The 15,604-nt window shown below is 42.9% G+C and carries 18 protein-coding genes; 1 reads left to right on the top strand and 17 read right to left on the bottom strand.

Annotation, left to right across the window (positions count from 1 at the left end; genetic code table 11):
- Window positions 1-50: 50 nt before the first annotated feature.
- The 6 genes from M2369_RS08530 to M2369_RS08555 all read right to left on the bottom strand — a co-directional run bounded on the left by M2369_RS08530 (window position 51) and on the right by M2369_RS08555 (window position 7,254).
- The gene (locus M2369_RS08530) at window positions 51-1,898 is read right to left on the bottom strand and encodes a sigma-54-dependent Fis family transcriptional regulator (RefSeq protein ID WP_259253959.1); all 1,848 of its coding nucleotides are present in this window, start codon (window positions 1,896-1,898) and stop codon (window positions 51-53) included.
- A gap of 108 nt (window positions 1,899-2,006) precedes the next feature.
- The gene (gene lpdA, locus M2369_RS08535) at window positions 2,007-3,386 is read right to left on the bottom strand and encodes a dihydrolipoyl dehydrogenase (RefSeq protein ID WP_259253960.1); all 1,380 of its coding nucleotides are present in this window, start codon (window positions 3,384-3,386) and stop codon (window positions 2,007-2,009) included.
- An 18-nt stretch (window positions 3,387-3,404) separates the two neighbouring features.
- Window positions 3,405-4,535, bottom strand: coding sequence for a dihydrolipoamide acetyltransferase family protein (locus M2369_RS08540; protein ID WP_058336377.1), 1,131 nt, complete (start codon window positions 4,533-4,535; stop codon window positions 3,405-3,407).
- Between the two features lie 17 nt (window positions 4,536-4,552).
- Window positions 4,553-5,590, bottom strand: coding sequence for an alpha-ketoacid dehydrogenase subunit beta (locus tag M2369_RS08545; protein ID WP_024719198.1), 1,038 nt, complete (start codon window positions 5,588-5,590; stop codon window positions 4,553-4,555).
- Window positions 5,591-5,610: 20 nt separating this feature from the next.
- Window positions 5,611-6,588 carry a thiamine pyrophosphate-dependent dehydrogenase E1 component subunit alpha gene (locus M2369_RS08550; protein WP_041507145.1) on the bottom strand — a complete coding sequence of 326 codons (978 nt, stop codon included), beginning with the start codon at window positions 6,586-6,588 and terminating at the stop codon, window positions 5,611-5,613.
- A 192-nt stretch (window positions 6,589-6,780) separates the two neighbouring features.
- Complete coding sequence (locus tag M2369_RS08555; RefSeq protein WP_259253961.1) at window positions 6,781-7,254, bottom strand: SprT family protein; 474 nt, start codon at window positions 7,252-7,254, stop codon at window positions 6,781-6,783.
- 99 nt (window positions 7,255-7,353) lie between these two features.
- Here M2369_RS08555 and cmpA point away from each other — a divergent pair, with 99 nt between their 5' ends.
- On the top strand, window positions 7,354-7,488 hold the full coding sequence (gene cmpA / locus M2369_RS08560) for a cortex morphogenetic protein CmpA (protein ID WP_008346893.1): 135 nt from the start codon (window positions 7,354-7,356) through the stop codon (window positions 7,486-7,488).
- A 19-nt stretch (window positions 7,489-7,507) separates the two neighbouring features.
- Here cmpA and M2369_RS08565 read toward each other — a convergent pair whose 3' ends face one another.
- From M2369_RS08565 to M2369_RS08615, 11 genes are all read right to left on the bottom strand, one after another.
- Window positions 7,508-9,667, bottom strand: a complete 2,160-nt coding sequence (locus M2369_RS08565; RefSeq protein ID WP_041507146.1) for a Tex family protein — start codon at window positions 9,665-9,667, stop codon at window positions 7,508-7,510.
- 76 nt (window positions 9,668-9,743) lie between these two features.
- On the bottom strand, window positions 9,744-10,343 hold the full coding sequence (locus M2369_RS08570; RefSeq protein ID WP_024719202.1) for a PP2C family serine/threonine-protein phosphatase: 600 nt from the start codon (window positions 10,341-10,343) through the stop codon (window positions 9,744-9,746).
- Window positions 10,343-11,131, bottom strand: a complete 789-nt coding sequence (gene sigB / locus M2369_RS08575; RefSeq protein ID WP_012009000.1) for an RNA polymerase sigma factor SigB — start codon at window positions 11,129-11,131, stop codon at window positions 10,343-10,345. Before sigB ends, M2369_RS08570 begins: the two co-directional genes overlap by 1 nt.
- Window positions 11,097-11,585, bottom strand: a complete 489-nt coding sequence (gene rsbW, locus M2369_RS08580) for an anti-sigma B factor RsbW (protein WP_007496471.1) — start codon at window positions 11,583-11,585, stop codon at window positions 11,097-11,099. Before rsbW ends, sigB begins: the two co-directional genes overlap by 35 nt.
- Window positions 11,582-11,911 (bottom strand): anti-sigma factor antagonist, encoded by a 330-nt coding sequence (locus tag M2369_RS08585; protein WP_113767289.1) that lies wholly within the window; start codon window positions 11,909-11,911, stop codon window positions 11,582-11,584. Before M2369_RS08585 ends, rsbW begins: the two co-directional genes overlap by 4 nt.
- Before the next feature lie 59 nt (window positions 11,912-11,970).
- Complete coding sequence (locus M2369_RS08590; RefSeq protein ID WP_061418047.1) at window positions 11,971-12,978, bottom strand: PP2C family protein-serine/threonine phosphatase; 1,008 nt, start codon at window positions 12,976-12,978, stop codon at window positions 11,971-11,973.
- Window positions 12,979-12,988: 10 nt separating this feature from the next.
- A complete protein-coding gene (locus M2369_RS08595) occupies window positions 12,989-13,390 on the bottom strand; it encodes an anti-sigma regulatory factor (protein WP_003214085.1) in 402 nt (133 codons plus the stop codon).
- Window positions 13,391-13,392: 2 nt separating this feature from the next.
- The gene (rsbS, locus tag M2369_RS08600) at window positions 13,393-13,761 is read right to left on the bottom strand and encodes an RsbT antagonist protein RsbS (RefSeq protein WP_003214235.1); all 369 of its coding nucleotides are present in this window, start codon (window positions 13,759-13,761) and stop codon (window positions 13,393-13,395) included.
- Between the two features lie 4 nt (window positions 13,762-13,765).
- Complete coding sequence (locus M2369_RS08605; RefSeq protein WP_024719204.1) at window positions 13,766-14,596, bottom strand: RsbT co-antagonist protein RsbRA; 831 nt, start codon at window positions 14,594-14,596, stop codon at window positions 13,766-13,768.
- A 114-nt stretch (window positions 14,597-14,710) separates the two neighbouring features.
- The gene (gene ndoA, locus M2369_RS08610) at window positions 14,711-15,061 is read right to left on the bottom strand and encodes a type II toxin-antitoxin system endoribonuclease NdoA (RefSeq protein WP_003214169.1); all 351 of its coding nucleotides are present in this window, start codon (window positions 15,059-15,061) and stop codon (window positions 14,711-14,713) included.
- A 4-nt stretch (window positions 15,062-15,065) separates the two neighbouring features.
- Complete coding sequence (locus M2369_RS08615) at window positions 15,066-15,347, bottom strand: hypothetical protein (RefSeq protein ID WP_012008995.1); 282 nt, start codon at window positions 15,345-15,347, stop codon at window positions 15,066-15,068.
- Window positions 15,348-15,604: the final 257 nt, after the last annotated feature.

The following is a 15,604-nucleotide window of genomic DNA, read 5'->3' on the forward strand; positions in this document are numbered from 1 at the left end:
CCCCGACCTCCACGTAGACCAAGGGCCTTGATGCAGCCTTCCTCATAAGATTAAGACAGATGAAACTTTCGCATCCACTTATAAAAAGTACTTCTTGGCACTCCTGCTAACCTCGCTGCTTCTGACACATGACCTTTTGTTTTATGCAGTGCGTCTATCACTGTTTGCTTTTGAATGCGTTCCCTGAATGTGAGTTCTTTTGAAGTCTCGGGTTGCTCTGCTGGATGCAGCTTCTGTTTTTTCTGATCAATCGTCTCTAATACTGAAGCATATTGCGATTCACCAATCCATCCACCTTTCGGAAAGAGGACCCTTAGATGTTCAAACAGGTTAAAAAGCTCTCGTATATTCCCTGGCCAATGATACGCCTGTAATTTCCGAAAAAATGATTCAGGAAACGCTGCATTCCAGTGATGCTTCTTTTGGTAATAACGATACAAATCATGAATGTCTTCTTTTCTTTCTCTAAGCGGCGGGATATTGATCGGATAGACATGAAGACGGTAATACAAGTCTTCTCGTATTTTTCCTTCCTTCAGCAGTTCGTTCATATTACGGTGAGTCGCTGTAATGATTCGAATATCCAAAGGGATTTCGTGTGTCCCGCCGAGCGGTACGACTGCCCTTTCTTCTATCACCCTAAGAAGCGCTACTTGCATCGCATATGGGATTTCGCCTATTTCATCTAGAAAGAGTGTTCCTTTATGGGCTTGTTCAAATTTCCCTTTAGCTCCGTGACGTTTTGCTCCTGTAAAAGCACCTTCAGCATAGCCAAACAGCTCACTTTCTAACAGGCTTTCAGGAATGGCTCCGCAATTAACAGCAATGAACGGCCCTTTATGCCTTTCACTGGCGGAGTGAATGGCTCTAGCGGCGAGTTCCTTCCCTGTCCCTGTTTCTCCCCAAATATACACATGTGCATCTGTTTGTGCCGCTCTCTTCATCTCACTAAGCGTCTGTTGAAATACCTTACTTGTTCCTGATTCCCCGGGAAATTGAGCAAAAGAAACGGTCATGCTGCTTTTCGCTGCTTCTTCAAGAGAAAGGGATATACCTAGCACCATCCCGTCTTGCTCTGATTGAATGATCTCCTTTCCCCGAATAACAAATGAATGATCCTTAAGCCGCTCAACATCCATTCCATGCCAGTCTGAAAATCGATCTCTAATCGACCTGCTGGCAGACACAATTTGCTTTTTTTCATTACAGACCACATACGGTTCATCTGCTTCCACCTGCTGGAGACAATGAGTGATCAGCTCCATCTCTCTCCTTTTTTGCTCGACTTGAATGTCTCTCTCTATGGCATAAGCAACCGTTGAAGCCATTCCAAGCATAAAAGGGTGCTTGTTATCCGTCATACAGGAGATGTCAATCACCCCTATGATTGTACCGTCCGCATCGCGAATTGGAGCAGCTGAACAACTCCAATGATGAGAGGCGATAGAAAAATGCTCCGTTCCGTTGATCGTCACCGCTTCTCCGATGACGAGTGCCGTTCCGATCGCATTTGTCCCTACATCTGTTTCAGTCCAGCGTGAACCCTCCATAAAATTAATTCTTTTTGCTTCCACCATCGTTCTTTCGCTTCCTGTCAGACTTAGCACATAACCATCTGCATCGATGAGTAAGGCCAGCATATCAGAATCTTTTAATTGCTGATTGATTTTATTTAAGTAAGGAAGAGCCGCATTTAGGAATAATGAATATTTCTTTTTTTGGGCACTGAATCGTTCCTTTTCTAACAACGACTGTCCTTTATCTAAATACGGATTCACATTTGCCTGTTTACACCTGTGCCATGATTCTGCCACTCTCTTATTCAGACGAGACTGATCAAGCAAACCTTCACGAACAAAACGTTTCCACGTATTTAAATAACAAGGCGTCGGATTCATTCCATCCTCTCCTCTGGGGGCTTTTTATTCATTATAGATAAACATAAAAGCGCTTTCAATTATCATTGGCTAACCCAAGAAGTCAATTGGATAGAAAAGGAGTCTCTTTCAGCAGTGCACCGCTCTTCCAATGGTTTGCAGAACGGCTTCGTGTATTGCCTCTGAAAGTGTCGGATGTGCCGCAATAAACTGCTCTAATGTATCAGCGGTCAACTCTGCATGCATCATCACCGCCGCTTGTCCAATCATTTCTGTTGCATTCGGTCCAATGATTGAAACGCCTAATATTTCTTGATATTGCGGTTCTACAATGACCTTTACGTGACCGGCTGGTTGATTTAAGACTAATGCTTTTCCATTTGCAGAAAATGCACATGTCCCTATCCGAATCTCCTCATATTGTTTTCTAGCACTCTCTTCATTTAAACCAACACTCGCGATTTCTGGAGAGGTGTAGATGCACCTCGGAATCACTTGTTCATTGACCTTTAGATGTTCACCTGATGCATGGGAAGCCGCAACCGTCCCTTCATGAAAGGCAGTATGAGCAAGCTGGACACCACCTGTCACATCACCGCACGCATAAATATGCGGGAGATTGGTTTGCATATGTTCATTGACGTAGATTCCATTTCTATCAAATTCAATTCCAATCTGATCAAGATTCAACTCTCCAAGTTGCGGAGTTCTGCCAATGGCCACTAAGCAAAAATCCGACTGGATGTCACAACGTTCTCCTTGATTATTCTCCACCACTACTTTTCTTGAAGTGGAATCAAGCTGTTTGACTGTGGCGGACGTCAAAATGTTTACACCCGTTTCTTCGAGCTGCTCGTGAAGACATTGTGCTGTATCACGATCTTCTTCTGGTAAAATGTGCACTGCCCGTTCAACCATAACAACCTTTGATCCCATTCTGCTAAAGATGCTCGCAAACTCACAGCCAATCACCCCGCCCCCAATGATACAAAGTGAATCTGGGATCGAAGAAAGTGACATGGCGTCCTTGCTGTGAATGATCCATTCGCCATCAAAAGGTGCAAACGGTAAAGCCGCAGGCACAGCCCCTGTTGCAATAATGATTTGTTTTGCTTGAATGATTTCAGACTTCCCTTCACTTTCTATGAATAGCTCATGTGCTGATAGAAATGAAGCCTTCCCATTTACCACGGTAATTTTGTTTTTATTCATCAAGTAACGAACACCATCAGTGAGCTGCTTGACGACAGACTGTTTCCGATTTTGGACAGCATTCCATTGAATGATAGGCTCATGTTCTGGAAGCTCAATTCCAAAATGTCCAGCCGATTTCACATGCTCATACATATCGGCGCTTTGCAAAAGTGCTTTGGTCGGGATACAGCCTTCATTGAGGCAGGTACCTCCCAGCTGACCTTGATCAATTAACACAACCTCTCTGCCAAAACGGGCGGCTGTTATGGCCGCCACATAACCTGCTGGTCCGCCTCCTATAATGACCAGTGTCATGGTACATTCACCTTCTTTCTATAAAAGAATGGATATTGGTTCTTCTAAGTGTGCTTTGACCGTTGATAAAAATGCAGAGGCAGGCGCCCCGTCCAGCACGCGGTGATCAAACGTAAGACTGAGTGGTAGGATGGTCCCTTTGCACAATTCATCCTCTCGATAAACAGGGGTGTCATACATTGTTCCGACACCAAGGATCCCCGCTTCCGGCGGATTCAAAATTGGTGTGAAATGCTCTACACCATACGCTCCAAGATTGGTGATGGTAAAGGTAGAACCTTTGATTTCGTCATGTAGAAGCTTTCCTTCACGTGCTTTTTTACCATACAATTTAATGCCCTTCGCCAGCTCTATCAGCGTTAACCGCTCCGCATGCCGAATGACCGGTACAGCCAATCCGTTATCTAACGCAGCAGCAATCCCAAGATGAACATTCTCAAAGGTTTCGACAACTCCGTTATGATATTGACTGTTCATCGCAGGATGTTCTAACAACGATAGGATCGCTGCTTTGGCTACAAAATCGGTGATGGTCAACTTTGTCTCGTAACGTGCGATGGCTGTTTCATTCAGCTGTTGTTGTAGGTTTGTCAGTTTTGTCACGTCCGCTTTCATCGTAATGGTTAATTGTGCACTTGTTTGCAGGCTTTCCATCATTCTTGAGGCAATTGTTTTCCGCATCATGTTAATAGGCTGTTGCACTGTCTCGTTTTGTTTCTTCTCTTTCCGTTCAGGAAGTGCACGAAGCACATCCTCTTTCGTAATTCTTCCACCTGGTCCTGTCCCCACCAGCGTATCAATGTCTAGGTTTGCGCTATTCGCCATTTTACGGGCAACAGGGGAGATTTTTTTTCTCTCTTTCTTTGGTTTTGACTGGATTTCTTTTTCTTTCTTTCTCTCCACCTGTTCATTTCCTTCACCGATATAGCAGATGACCGTGCCAGGCGGTACACCTTCTCCCTCAGGCACTTTTATATCCAAAATGGTTCCTTCAGCAGGTGATTCGATCTCCATTTCAATTTTTTCGGAGTTGATGCTTGCAATGCTTTCTCCTTTATTTACGGTCTCACCGACCTCTTTATTCCAGACAGATACCGTTCCTTCTTTCATCGACATGCCCAATTTAGGCATCACAACTTCGACAGCCATCTCCCTCTCTCCTTTCTCTAGTTCAAGATCTTGTCATGACTCTTGCCAATCATCTCTAATACGGTGTTCACAACTTTATCAGGTGTTGGCAGATATATATCTTCAAGAGGTGGTGAAAATGGTACCGGTGTATGAGGAGCCGTCACTTTTTTGATTGGTGCGTCCAGTAAATCAAATCCTTTATCTGCAATCAAAGAAGAGATATCTGCGGCAATTCCGCACCTTGGATTTGCTTCATCGACAATGACAAGTCGATTTGTTTTTTCTACTGAAGTCAGAATGGCCTCTTCATCGAGCGGTGACAAACTTCTTGGATCAATTACTTCCGCTTCAATACCTTGAGCAGACAATTGCTCTGCCGCTTCGAGTGCTGTATACACTTGTTTGCCCACCGCAAAGATGGTTACATCAGAACCTTCCCTCTTCACATCTGCTTGACCAAGCGGCAATGTGTAATACCTCTCCGGCACATCTCCTGTGATATTGTAAAGCGTCTTGTCTTCAAAAAAGATGACAGGGTCCTGATCCTCAATGGCTGCCAGCAGCAGCCCTTTGGCATCATATGGTGAAGAAGGTACAACTACTTTCAAACCAGGGATGCTTGTAAATAGCGCATACAAACTTTGTGAATGCTGGGCAGCTGCTCTAAAACCCGCCCCATGTGTCGTTCTAATCGTGATAGGCACCTCTGCTTTTCCACCAAACATGTATCGAAATTTTGCGCCTTGATTCAGCACTTGGTCCAAACAAGTACCGATAAAATCATTAAACATAAGCTCCGCAATTGGTCTTAATCCTGTTGAAGCAGCTGCCATGGCCGCACCTATATAGCCAGCTTCACTAATCGGTGTATCAAGGACACGTTCACGCCCAAATTCCTGAACAATCCCTTTTGTTACACCAAGAACACCGCCCCATGCTTCATCATCCTGTAAGTGATCTACATGAGCGCCTCCTGCAACATCTTCTCCCATTAAAATGACATCTTCGTCTCTTCTCATTGCCAGTTTAATCGCTTCATTCAAAGCACTAGACATGCTGATTTCTCTTGTCATTTCCCTCTCTCCTTTCAGATTTATTGATACGAAACATACACATCAGTTAGCAATTCAGTATGATCTGGATATTCACTTTCTTCACTGAATCTCACGGCTTCATCTATCGCTTCTGCTACAGACGCTTCAATACTTGATATTTCTTGATCTGTTAGCAGCTGCTGCTTTAATAATTCATTTTTAAAAAGAGTGATGGCATCTTTCTCTTCTTGATGTTCGGTTTTTTCTTGATTGGTTTTGTAGCGCTGAGCGTCTCCTTCAAAATGACCATAATTCCGATATGTCATGCATTCAATCAATGTCGGACCTTCTCCATTTTTTGCTCGTTCTATCGCTTGTTCTGCTGCTTGATAAACGGCTGTCACATCTTTTCCATCCACTTGAATACCCGGAATACCATAACTGGCGGCTCGATCCACAATCGATTTGCAGCTTGAAGCATACGAAAATGGTGTCGCTTCCCCGTAACCATTGTTTTCTGCGATGAAAATGACTGGCAGTTTCCAGATGGCAGCGAGATTGATTCCTTCGTGAAAAGTCCCTTGATTATTAGCACCATCCCCAAAAAAGCAAACGCTTACATTATCTTTTTTTTTATATTTAGCCGTGAGGGCTGCCCCGCACGCAAGTGGAAAGCCGCCTCCAACAATCCCGTTGGCACCGAGCATTCCTTTATCAAAATCTGCTATGTGCATAGATCCACCTTTACCTTTACAAAGACCTGTGGCTTTTCCATAGATTTCTGCCATCATTCCTTTTAGATCACAGCCCTTGGCGATACAATGACCGTGGCCACGGTGTGTACTTGTAATACTGTCTTGTTCATTCAGATGAGCGCAGACTCCTACAGCAACAGCTTCTTCACCAGCATAAAGATGGACAAAACCTGGCAAGATCCCCTTTGTAAAAAGCATGTGTACTTGATCTTCAAATTGGCGAATTTCCTGCATTTTTTGATACATCCAAACGGCTTTTTCTTTTGTAAGTGCCTTTTCCATGATAAAACCTCCTATCTTTTTTGCTTGCACTTCTATACAAGCAAAAAGCGTGCCAACATCATGGCGCTTGAAAGCTTAGGATTTGAGCGATTCCCATCGATCAAAAAAGAGACAAAATGAGACTCGCGTCTCTATTTGTCTCAATATGTCTACTTCATCTCACAAAAAAAGCATCCCATAAAGGAATGCATATCACTCTGAACCGATTGTACGCTGCCATTTTAATTTTCCTTTGCAGACGCCGCACACATAACGAGAGGTATCAACTCGCCTTTTCCTGATAAAATACTGACCGCATCCTGTGCAAACATATTCTTGTCGCTTCTGTCCACGTCGTTTATTTTGTACGGTCTTTAGCGGTGTACAAAAACGCGGGGCTCCTACTTGTTTTAATAACTCTTTAAAGGAACGGTCACGATGCTGATAGCCTTTTCCCTCAAGATGCAGATGATAATGACACAGCTCATGCTTGATGATTCCGATTAATTCTTCTCGTCCATGCTCTTCTAGGTATCGGCGGTTCAATTCGATATTGTGTGTTCCAAGTAAATATCTCCCGCCTGTCGTTTTTAAACGGGGATTGAAAACAGCCTGATGGCGAAACGCCTTACCAAAGAACTGCTCTGAAATGTCTTCTGTTAACTGCTGTAACTCGCTCTCGTTCAATCAAGATCGTTCCTTTCTATAAAAACCTCGAACGGGACAATTTCCTCTTTGCATACATTGAAGGTACACCCACTGTTTTGATCAAAGGAGGAATGGGCGATGCCCAACTGGCTGAAAAATCAGATGCAGAAAGCATTTTATGAGAAAAATCATTATCAAATCAAATTGCTCAATCAATGCTGGTACTTCTATAGAAAAAAGCATTCAGTCACATCAAGGCACACCCCATCCTAAGGTGCGCCTCGTTTTTTGTTTACTCTGGTTTTAGCATCGAAAGAGCCACTCGGCCTTTTGCCTGGTCAACGGAGTCTACCCAAACGGTCACAATATCACCAACTGATACCACGTCAAGCGGATGTTTCACAAATCGATTGCTTAGCTTGGAAATGTGGACAAGTCCATCCTGCTTTACACCAATATCAACGAATGCGCCGAAGTCTACGACGTTTCTCACCGTTCCTTGTAGCTCCATCCCTTGCTTCAAGTCCTCCAATTTCAACACATCTGTTTTCAAAAGAGGTTTTGGTACTTCATCGCGCGGATCACGCTCAGGTCTTGTGAGCTGATCGATGATATCCTGGAGTGTAATTGGACCAATGTCAAGCTGCTGTGCGGCTTCGTCTAGCTTGACCTCTGCGATTTTCTCTTTTAACTGCTCTGTACCAAGATCGTCTGGCGTCATCTTAATCATGCGTAAAAACTGTTTTGTTTCTTTATAGCTTTCAGGGTGAATACCTGTGCGGTCAAGTGGATCTTGTCCATCTGTGATGCGCAGGAAGCCGATACACTGCTCATATGTCTTTGCACCAAGCCTTGGGATATCCTTCAGCTCTTTTCTGCTTGTGAATCTCCCAATTTCTTCGCGGCGCTTGACGATGTTCCCTGCGACGGCTTTTGAAAGACCTGACACATATTGCAGCAGTGCCTGTGAAGCTGTATTAACGTTCACACCGACTTGGTTGACGACCGTCTCCACCACGAAGGTTAACGAGCTGTTTAATTGCTTTTGGCTCACGTCATGTTGGTATTGGCCTACTCCGACAGACTTCGGATCTATTTTCACGAGCTCTGCTAATGGGTCCTGCAACCTTCTGGCGATGGAAATGGCACTTCTTTCTTCCACTTGCAAGTCTGGAAACTCTTCTCTTGCCAGTGCAGATGCAGAGTATACACTTGCCCCTGCTTCATTCACGATCAAATATGAAACTGGCTGGTCCAGCTCTTGGATCAAGTCTGCGATGAATTGTTCGGTCTCTCTTGAGGCTGTTCCGTTTCCGATCGCAATGACTTCAATGTTGGATGATTGAATGATTTCTTTCACTTTTTGTTTGGCTTCCGCTTTTTTCTGCACAGGCGGGTGCGGATAAATGACGCCAATATGATGGACTTTTCCTGTATCATCCACGACGGCTAATTTACAGCCTGTACGAAACGCAGGGTCCACCCCAAGTACACGTTTCCCTTTCATCGGCGGTTGAAGAAGGAGCTTTCTTAAGTTTTCAGCGAAAATATGAATGGCTTGTTCCTCTGCTTTTTCTGTCAGCTCTTTTCGTATTTCCCGTTCAATTGAAGGCTGAATCAAGCGCTTGTATGCATCATCAATGGCCGCTTCAATGTAAGGCCTCGCCGTCGTTTGCTTGCCTTTTAAGACTTGTTTATCGAGGTAGAAACGAATATTTTCAGCAGGTGGTTCGATGGCTGCTTTCAAAATTCCTTCTTTCTCGCCTCGGTTGACCGCGAGTACACGATGAGGCACAATTTTTTTAATCGGCTCTTGATAGTCGTAATACATTTCATAGACGTTTTTCTCGTCGTTTTCAACGTCTTTTCCTGATGTGACAAGACTTCCCTTTTGGTACGTCTCACTGCGAATCCATTTCCGCATATCAGGATCATCCGCAAGCTGTTCAGCAATGATGTGCTGGGCGCCCTCTAGTGCTTCTTCTGCGGTTGTGACTTCTTTTTCTTCATTAATAAAAGCCGATGCCTTCTTTTCGATCTCATCGTTTGGCAGCTTCAGTAAATACTCCGCCAGCGGCTCAAGTCCTTTTGCTTTGGCTACATTTGCCTTTGTTTTACGCTTTTGTTTAAATGGACGATATAAATCTTCGACCTCTTGCAACTTATGCGCCTGTTCGATCTTCTGTTTTAATTCATCTGTTAATTTGTCTTGTTCAGCGATTAAGCGAATCACTTCTTCTTTTCGATTCGTCACATTTTGGATATATGTATAGCGTTCAGAAATGGTTTGAATTTGCACCTCGTCTAGTGAGCCTGTCTGCTCTTTCCGGTAGCGTGCAATAAACGGGACGGTATTGCCATCCTCTAATAGCTGGATCACACTTCCAATTTGTTTTGTTGAAAGCTTTAATTCTGTCGCAATTTGTTTCAATAAAAAGTCAGATGTCTTCATACTTTGCATCCTCTCACTGTGTCTTCTCTTTTAGTGTATCAAAAAAACCGGCAAAACAGAAAAAAGGTCAGCTATTTCATGTAAGCTGACCAAGTACATAGGTGAGATCGTCTTTCTTGTCTTGTGTGTATGTTTCAAGTTCTTTTGCGATGTCTGCAACTGAATGGCTATGCTTTAAACACATTCGCATGTTTGGCACATTCAGCCCGTCTGAATACATAATGAATGTCGAACCTTTTTCGTAGGAATAGGTGTATGTTTTGTATTTTCTAGGTTTACCTGATAGATATCCTGATGTCGGAAGTGGATAAATATAGTCGCCAGAAGGTGCATTCAAGATAAAACGAATGTTACCAACCGAACAATAGGTAAACTGCTGTTGGGAAAAATTCACCTTTAATATGGCTACAGTGGCCCCGCGTTTATTTTTCATGGCCTGATTGCATCTATCAATGAGGGTTATTACATCCTCATGTCCATATTCTTCGACAATTTCGCTGACTAAAGAAGATGATTCATTGGCGAACTGGCCGCTGCCTAATCCGTCTGCTACAGCACAAATTAGTTCTTCATCATCTGCTTTAATAAAAAAACTGTCCCCGCAGCATGATTTTCCTTCTTTGTTCGATTGATAGATAATGGCGTTTACATGCTCATGCTGTTCAATCTGCTTCATTACCCTAGCTCCATAGACGCATCTTCTGACAGTGCATCTCGTAGCTTTTTAACTGCCTTCCGCTGCAGCCTTGATACATGCATTTGAGATATGCCGAGTAAATCGCCTGTTTCTTTCTGGCTTTTATTTTGCAAGTACGTGAGATTGATAATTTCTTTTTCTCTATCTGTCAGAACGTGAAGCACACTTTCAAGCATCATTTTTTGGTTTACACGTTCGTACCCTTCTTCTTGTGAGCCGACGACGTCTAAAATCGTCACAGTGCTTCCTTCAGAATCTGCCTCTACGCCTTGGTCAACAGACAGCGCTTGATAGCTTTTGCCCATCTCCATTGTTTCAAGCACTTCTTCTTCTGTTACATCTAGATATTCTGCGATTTCTTGTACTTTAGGTGACTTTTGCGTTTCCGTTGTCAGGTGATCAACAGCCATCTTGATTCTTGGTCCAAGCTCTTTAATTCGTCTTGGTACATGGACACTCCATGTTTTATCACGTAAAAAGCGTTTGATTTCCCCGATAATGGTTGGAATGGCAAATGCCTCAAATGATTTACCGACAAGTGGATCATAACGCTTAATTGCGCCGAGTAGACCAATCATTCCAACTTGTCTTAAATCCTCATGAAAGCTTTTTCCTTTGGAGTATTTCTTAGCGAGCATATCTACAAGATTTGTATAACACTCAACTAGTGTTAGCTGCGCCTGCTCGTCTTGGTTGGATTGATAGCTTTGAATGAGGCGATCCACTTCATCTTTAGTTAGTTTCATAGTTTTGGATGGTTGTGTCATGGTCAACTCGCTCCCTGTTTAAAAACTTTGTCATCGCCACGGTAACTCCGGAGTTTGCTTGCACCTCGACTTCATCCATCAATGTTTGCATTAAGTATAAACCAAGACCTCCTTCTGCCAATTGATCCACCGTATGAGCAGATGTGTACGGCCCTAGGTCTTCCTGCTTTTGCTTAAAGTCAAAGCTACCGCCTTTATCAGCGACAATGATTTCTAGACGATCTTCATAGACAAGAAAGCGAACCGCTACCTCTCCATCTTCGCCATCTGCACCTTTATAGGCATGCTGAACTGCATTTGTACATGCCTCACTGACGGCAATTTTCAAGTCCTCAATCTCTTCGTAGGCATAGCCCATCCGGCTTGCAACGCCTGAAAGAGTCAGACGAATGATGCCTACGTATTCTGGTTTCGCCGGTATTTTCATCTCGATTAGATCTACTGATTCGTTCATTGTACCCCACCCTCTGACTTTGCAGAAATGTCAATGATGTCCTTTAGTCCAGTGATTTCAAACAATCTGATAAGCCGATCCGACAAGTTCTCAAGCTTTAGTGTTCCACCTGCTTTTTGAGCTGCTTTAAACAACCCAACAAATACACCTAATCCTGTACTATCCATATACGTAACATCCTTCAAACAAATCTCTAGATGCTCTCCCGCCTCGGCTTTAGGCATGAGTGTTTCTCTTAGCTGAGGAGCAGAGTACACATCGATTTCTCCGCTAACACTAATTTTTGTTTTTTGATCTATTTGATGCTCTTTTACAGACATATTCATTATGCATTCACCTCGAAATTCTTGTTTCCTTGAATTTTATATACCCGTCTATGCACTTTCTAAACCTTCCTTTTGAGGACAAGTAACGTAAAATCATCATGCAGCTGAAATTCTTGCAGCTTGAGTAAGCTGTCATAGATGGCATCCACCATTTCCTGAGCTGAATAGGATAGGTTCTCAGATATCAGGGCTTTGATATCCTCACGCTCTAGGAAGCCATCCTCCGATTTGGATTCTGTGACACCATCAGAGAATAAGATCACCATATCCCCTACGTCCAAATGCTTCTCATACTGCTTATAATCAAAATCTGGTGCGATTCCAAGGACAAGACCTTTTGCATCTAAATCGTAAAATTGATTTTCTTTTTTGCAATAGAAAAAGCCCGGCTCATGTCCAGCCGATGCGTACTTAAATTCATGTGTTTCTTTATTATAGCTGCCATAAAACATGGTGATAAACATGCTTGGGTCTACGTTTTGCTCGACCACACGATTAAGGGTTTTGAGCACTTTCGTTGGGCCGCTGCCTGACTCTGGCAAGGAATCCATCGCATACTTAATCATCGACATACAGAGCGCAGCTGGAATGCCTTTCCCAATGACGTCTGCAATCGCGATATTGATTGTATCGTGATCTGTTACGAAATGGTAATAATCCCCACTCATCTGTTTTGCCGGCACACTGATGGCTCCGATATCAAATGTGTCTCCTTCTGGAATTTTCGTTTCCAGAAGGGTTTGCTGAACATTTGCAGCAATTTCAATTTCCGACTTAATTTCTTGCTGGATGCCTCTTAGTGTTAAATGCTCCTGGTAGGCAAGTCCGTATCCAATCATGACTTCAATTAAGAAGTCTAGTGAATGAAAGACATCTTCCGGCAAATCAGGGTAAAGCTCCTGAATCACTTTTCGGTGAACACTCACTATTTCTTCAGGAGGTATTTGATGCTCAATGGTTTTACGGCTAAATTTTTGAGCTTGATAAAGCGATGTTTCAGTTAAATCACTGATATAACGACTGAGCAGCTGATGATAACGCTGCTCCATTACCTCCTTAAAATCCATGGTTTCCCTCCTAGCGAAGCCACTTGACAGCTTGTATCTCAGTTCCTTGTTCTGGTGCGGAATCTAATTTAAATTCATCCATCAGTCTTCTGACGCCCGGCAAGCCTGCTCCGAGTCCGCCTGATGTAGAAAATCCGTCTTCCATTACTTTACGTATATCCATGATGCCAGGCCCCTCATCGGCTGCGATGACTTTGAGTCCACGCTTTCCGCGCTCCATCACTTCTTCTATACAAATCTGACCTTTACCAGCGTATAAATAGATGTTACGAGCTAATTCTGAAATGGCCGTCGTAATTCTTGCTTGGTCAACTGTTCCAAAACCAAGTTCTTTTGCAACATTCCGCCCCAATTGTCTTGCTGCGACTATGTCCCATTCCGTCAATATTTTTACACAGGATTGGTCTTTCATATCTATTCCCCCAATTCCCGCTTCAGTGTCTCAAGCCCTTGTTCAAGATCTAGTGCTGTCTGAATTTCTTCCAGTGAAATGCCAAGTTCAATAAGCGTCACAGCGACTGCCGGCTGTATTCCTGTTAATACAACTTTTGCCCCCATGAGCTTGGACATGGTGATCACATCGCCTAATACCTTTGCGATAAATGAATCAATCATATCGACGGATGTTAAGTCAATGACCACACCGTTTGCTCCTGTTTCATGAATTTTATTCAGTAAGTCTTCTTGAAAGTGAAGAGCTGTTTGATCATCAAGCTCCCACTGTATTGAAATCAGAAGACAATTATATAATTTTAAGATTGGAATCTTCGGGTGATTTCTCAATTGGTTATCCCTCCAATGAAACAATTTTTCGATTTGTCATTTCCAAAGCAGTTTGAATTCCTTTTTGAAGGGTATTCTTTGTTGTAACCTGAGATAAATCAATTCCAAGGTTAACGATCGTTTGGGCTATTTCTGGGCGAATACCGACAAGTAAACACTTCGCTCCTACTAATCTCACAGCCTCTGACGCTTGAATAATATGGTGTGCCACCATTGTGTCTACGACAGGTACACCCGTGATATCAATCAGGACGACCTGTGAGCGATGTTTGACGACACCATTAAGCAGGTTCTCCATAATTTTTTTCGCACGATCTGTATCAATTGTGCCAACAAGTGGCATGACGGTGATGTGCTCAAACACAGGGATTAGCGGGGCAGAAAGTTCCTGCAGCGCAATTTTTTGAAGGCTGACGGTTTTTTCCCATGAGATGGAATACTGGTTTAAGATCTCATTATGGATGGGTGTGATGAATCGATCGATTTGCCAGATGAGGTCATGACTTTCTTGTGTTGTATCTTTGTCATCGTTCATTTTTTCATATAAATGTGTACGGATTTCCGTTAGACCGTTTGCCAGTAACTTAAGTGATATACCCATTTGAACGATTTTCAAAGCAAAATTTTGCACTTTTTCTTCAAAATCCTCATTACCCCCCTCTGAAAGAGATGTAATGATGAGTTGAACATATTCCGAACAGATGGTTTCATACATTTTGTCGTTCAGCATCATGTCCGTTTCTTTTTCTCCGAGTCGTTTTAAAATGTCCGTCCACTCTGTTTCTAATTCCTTTTGGTGCTTTCTTGCAAAAGCTAACACGATATGATTCGACATGTTTTACCCCCTACTTACATTTAAAGCTCTTCTTTAGTCTTTCTTCATTATAACGTTAAAAAAAATTGAACACAAAAAAAGTTGCTCCCAATAGAGCAACCAAGTATCACCATATTAAAAATCAATAAGAGCCAAACTAACTTGTAAGGCTTCATCAACCTTCTCCATCATCTCATCATCAAGATGTGTGATTTTATCTGTCAATCTTTGTTTATCGATCGTACGAATCTGTTCCAAAAGAATGACAGAATCTCGTTCAAAGCCGTAGCGCTTTGCATTAATTTCGACGTGAGTCGGTAATTTCGCTTTTTGTATTTGGGCTGTTATGGCTGCAACGATAGCAGTCGGGCTGAAGCGATTTCCAATGTCATTTTGAATCACCAATACTGGGCGAACCCCGCCCTGCTCGGAGCCAACAACAGGAGATAAATCAGCAAAGTAAACATCACCGCGTTTAACAATCAAATGTTTAACCCCCGCTGACTAATCGCTCAACTGTATTCTCAGCCTCAAACTCTGCGTATTGTGCTTCTGAAGAGATATTCAGATTAATTTTCGCCATCTCCATGTAGCCGCGTCTCATCGATTCACGATTTTGTCGAATATTACGTTCACGAATATACGTTTTTGTCGCTCGGTAGATCAATTCATTTCTTGTTACCTTATCCTGCTCTGCTACTCGTTCGATCTCAGACATCAAAGTCTCCGGCAGTCGAATCTTCATTTCGTTTGTTGCGCTGGATTCAGACAAAAAACATACACCTCCACAAAACTTACGGATACCGTTTCGATCCATTCCAAGACTAATCATACCATTATTCAATGCACAAGCAAAGCTGTTTTTTCATGATTTCTTATTAGAACATGAAGCGGCTCGCCACCCGTAAATCAAGATGATAATGGAGTTCCTCTTTCCCATTATACGCTTTTTTCCGAAAATCATACGGTATTTCCAAAATCTCTAAAAAAGGGAGAATGTTTAAGATGCCTTTGTAGAATAAAAGAGAA

It is taken from the genome of Bacillus sp. JUb11 (assembly GCF_024807925.1).
Taxonomy (GTDB): domain Bacteria; phylum Bacillota; class Bacilli; order Bacillales; family Bacillaceae; genus Bacillus; species Bacillus altitudinis.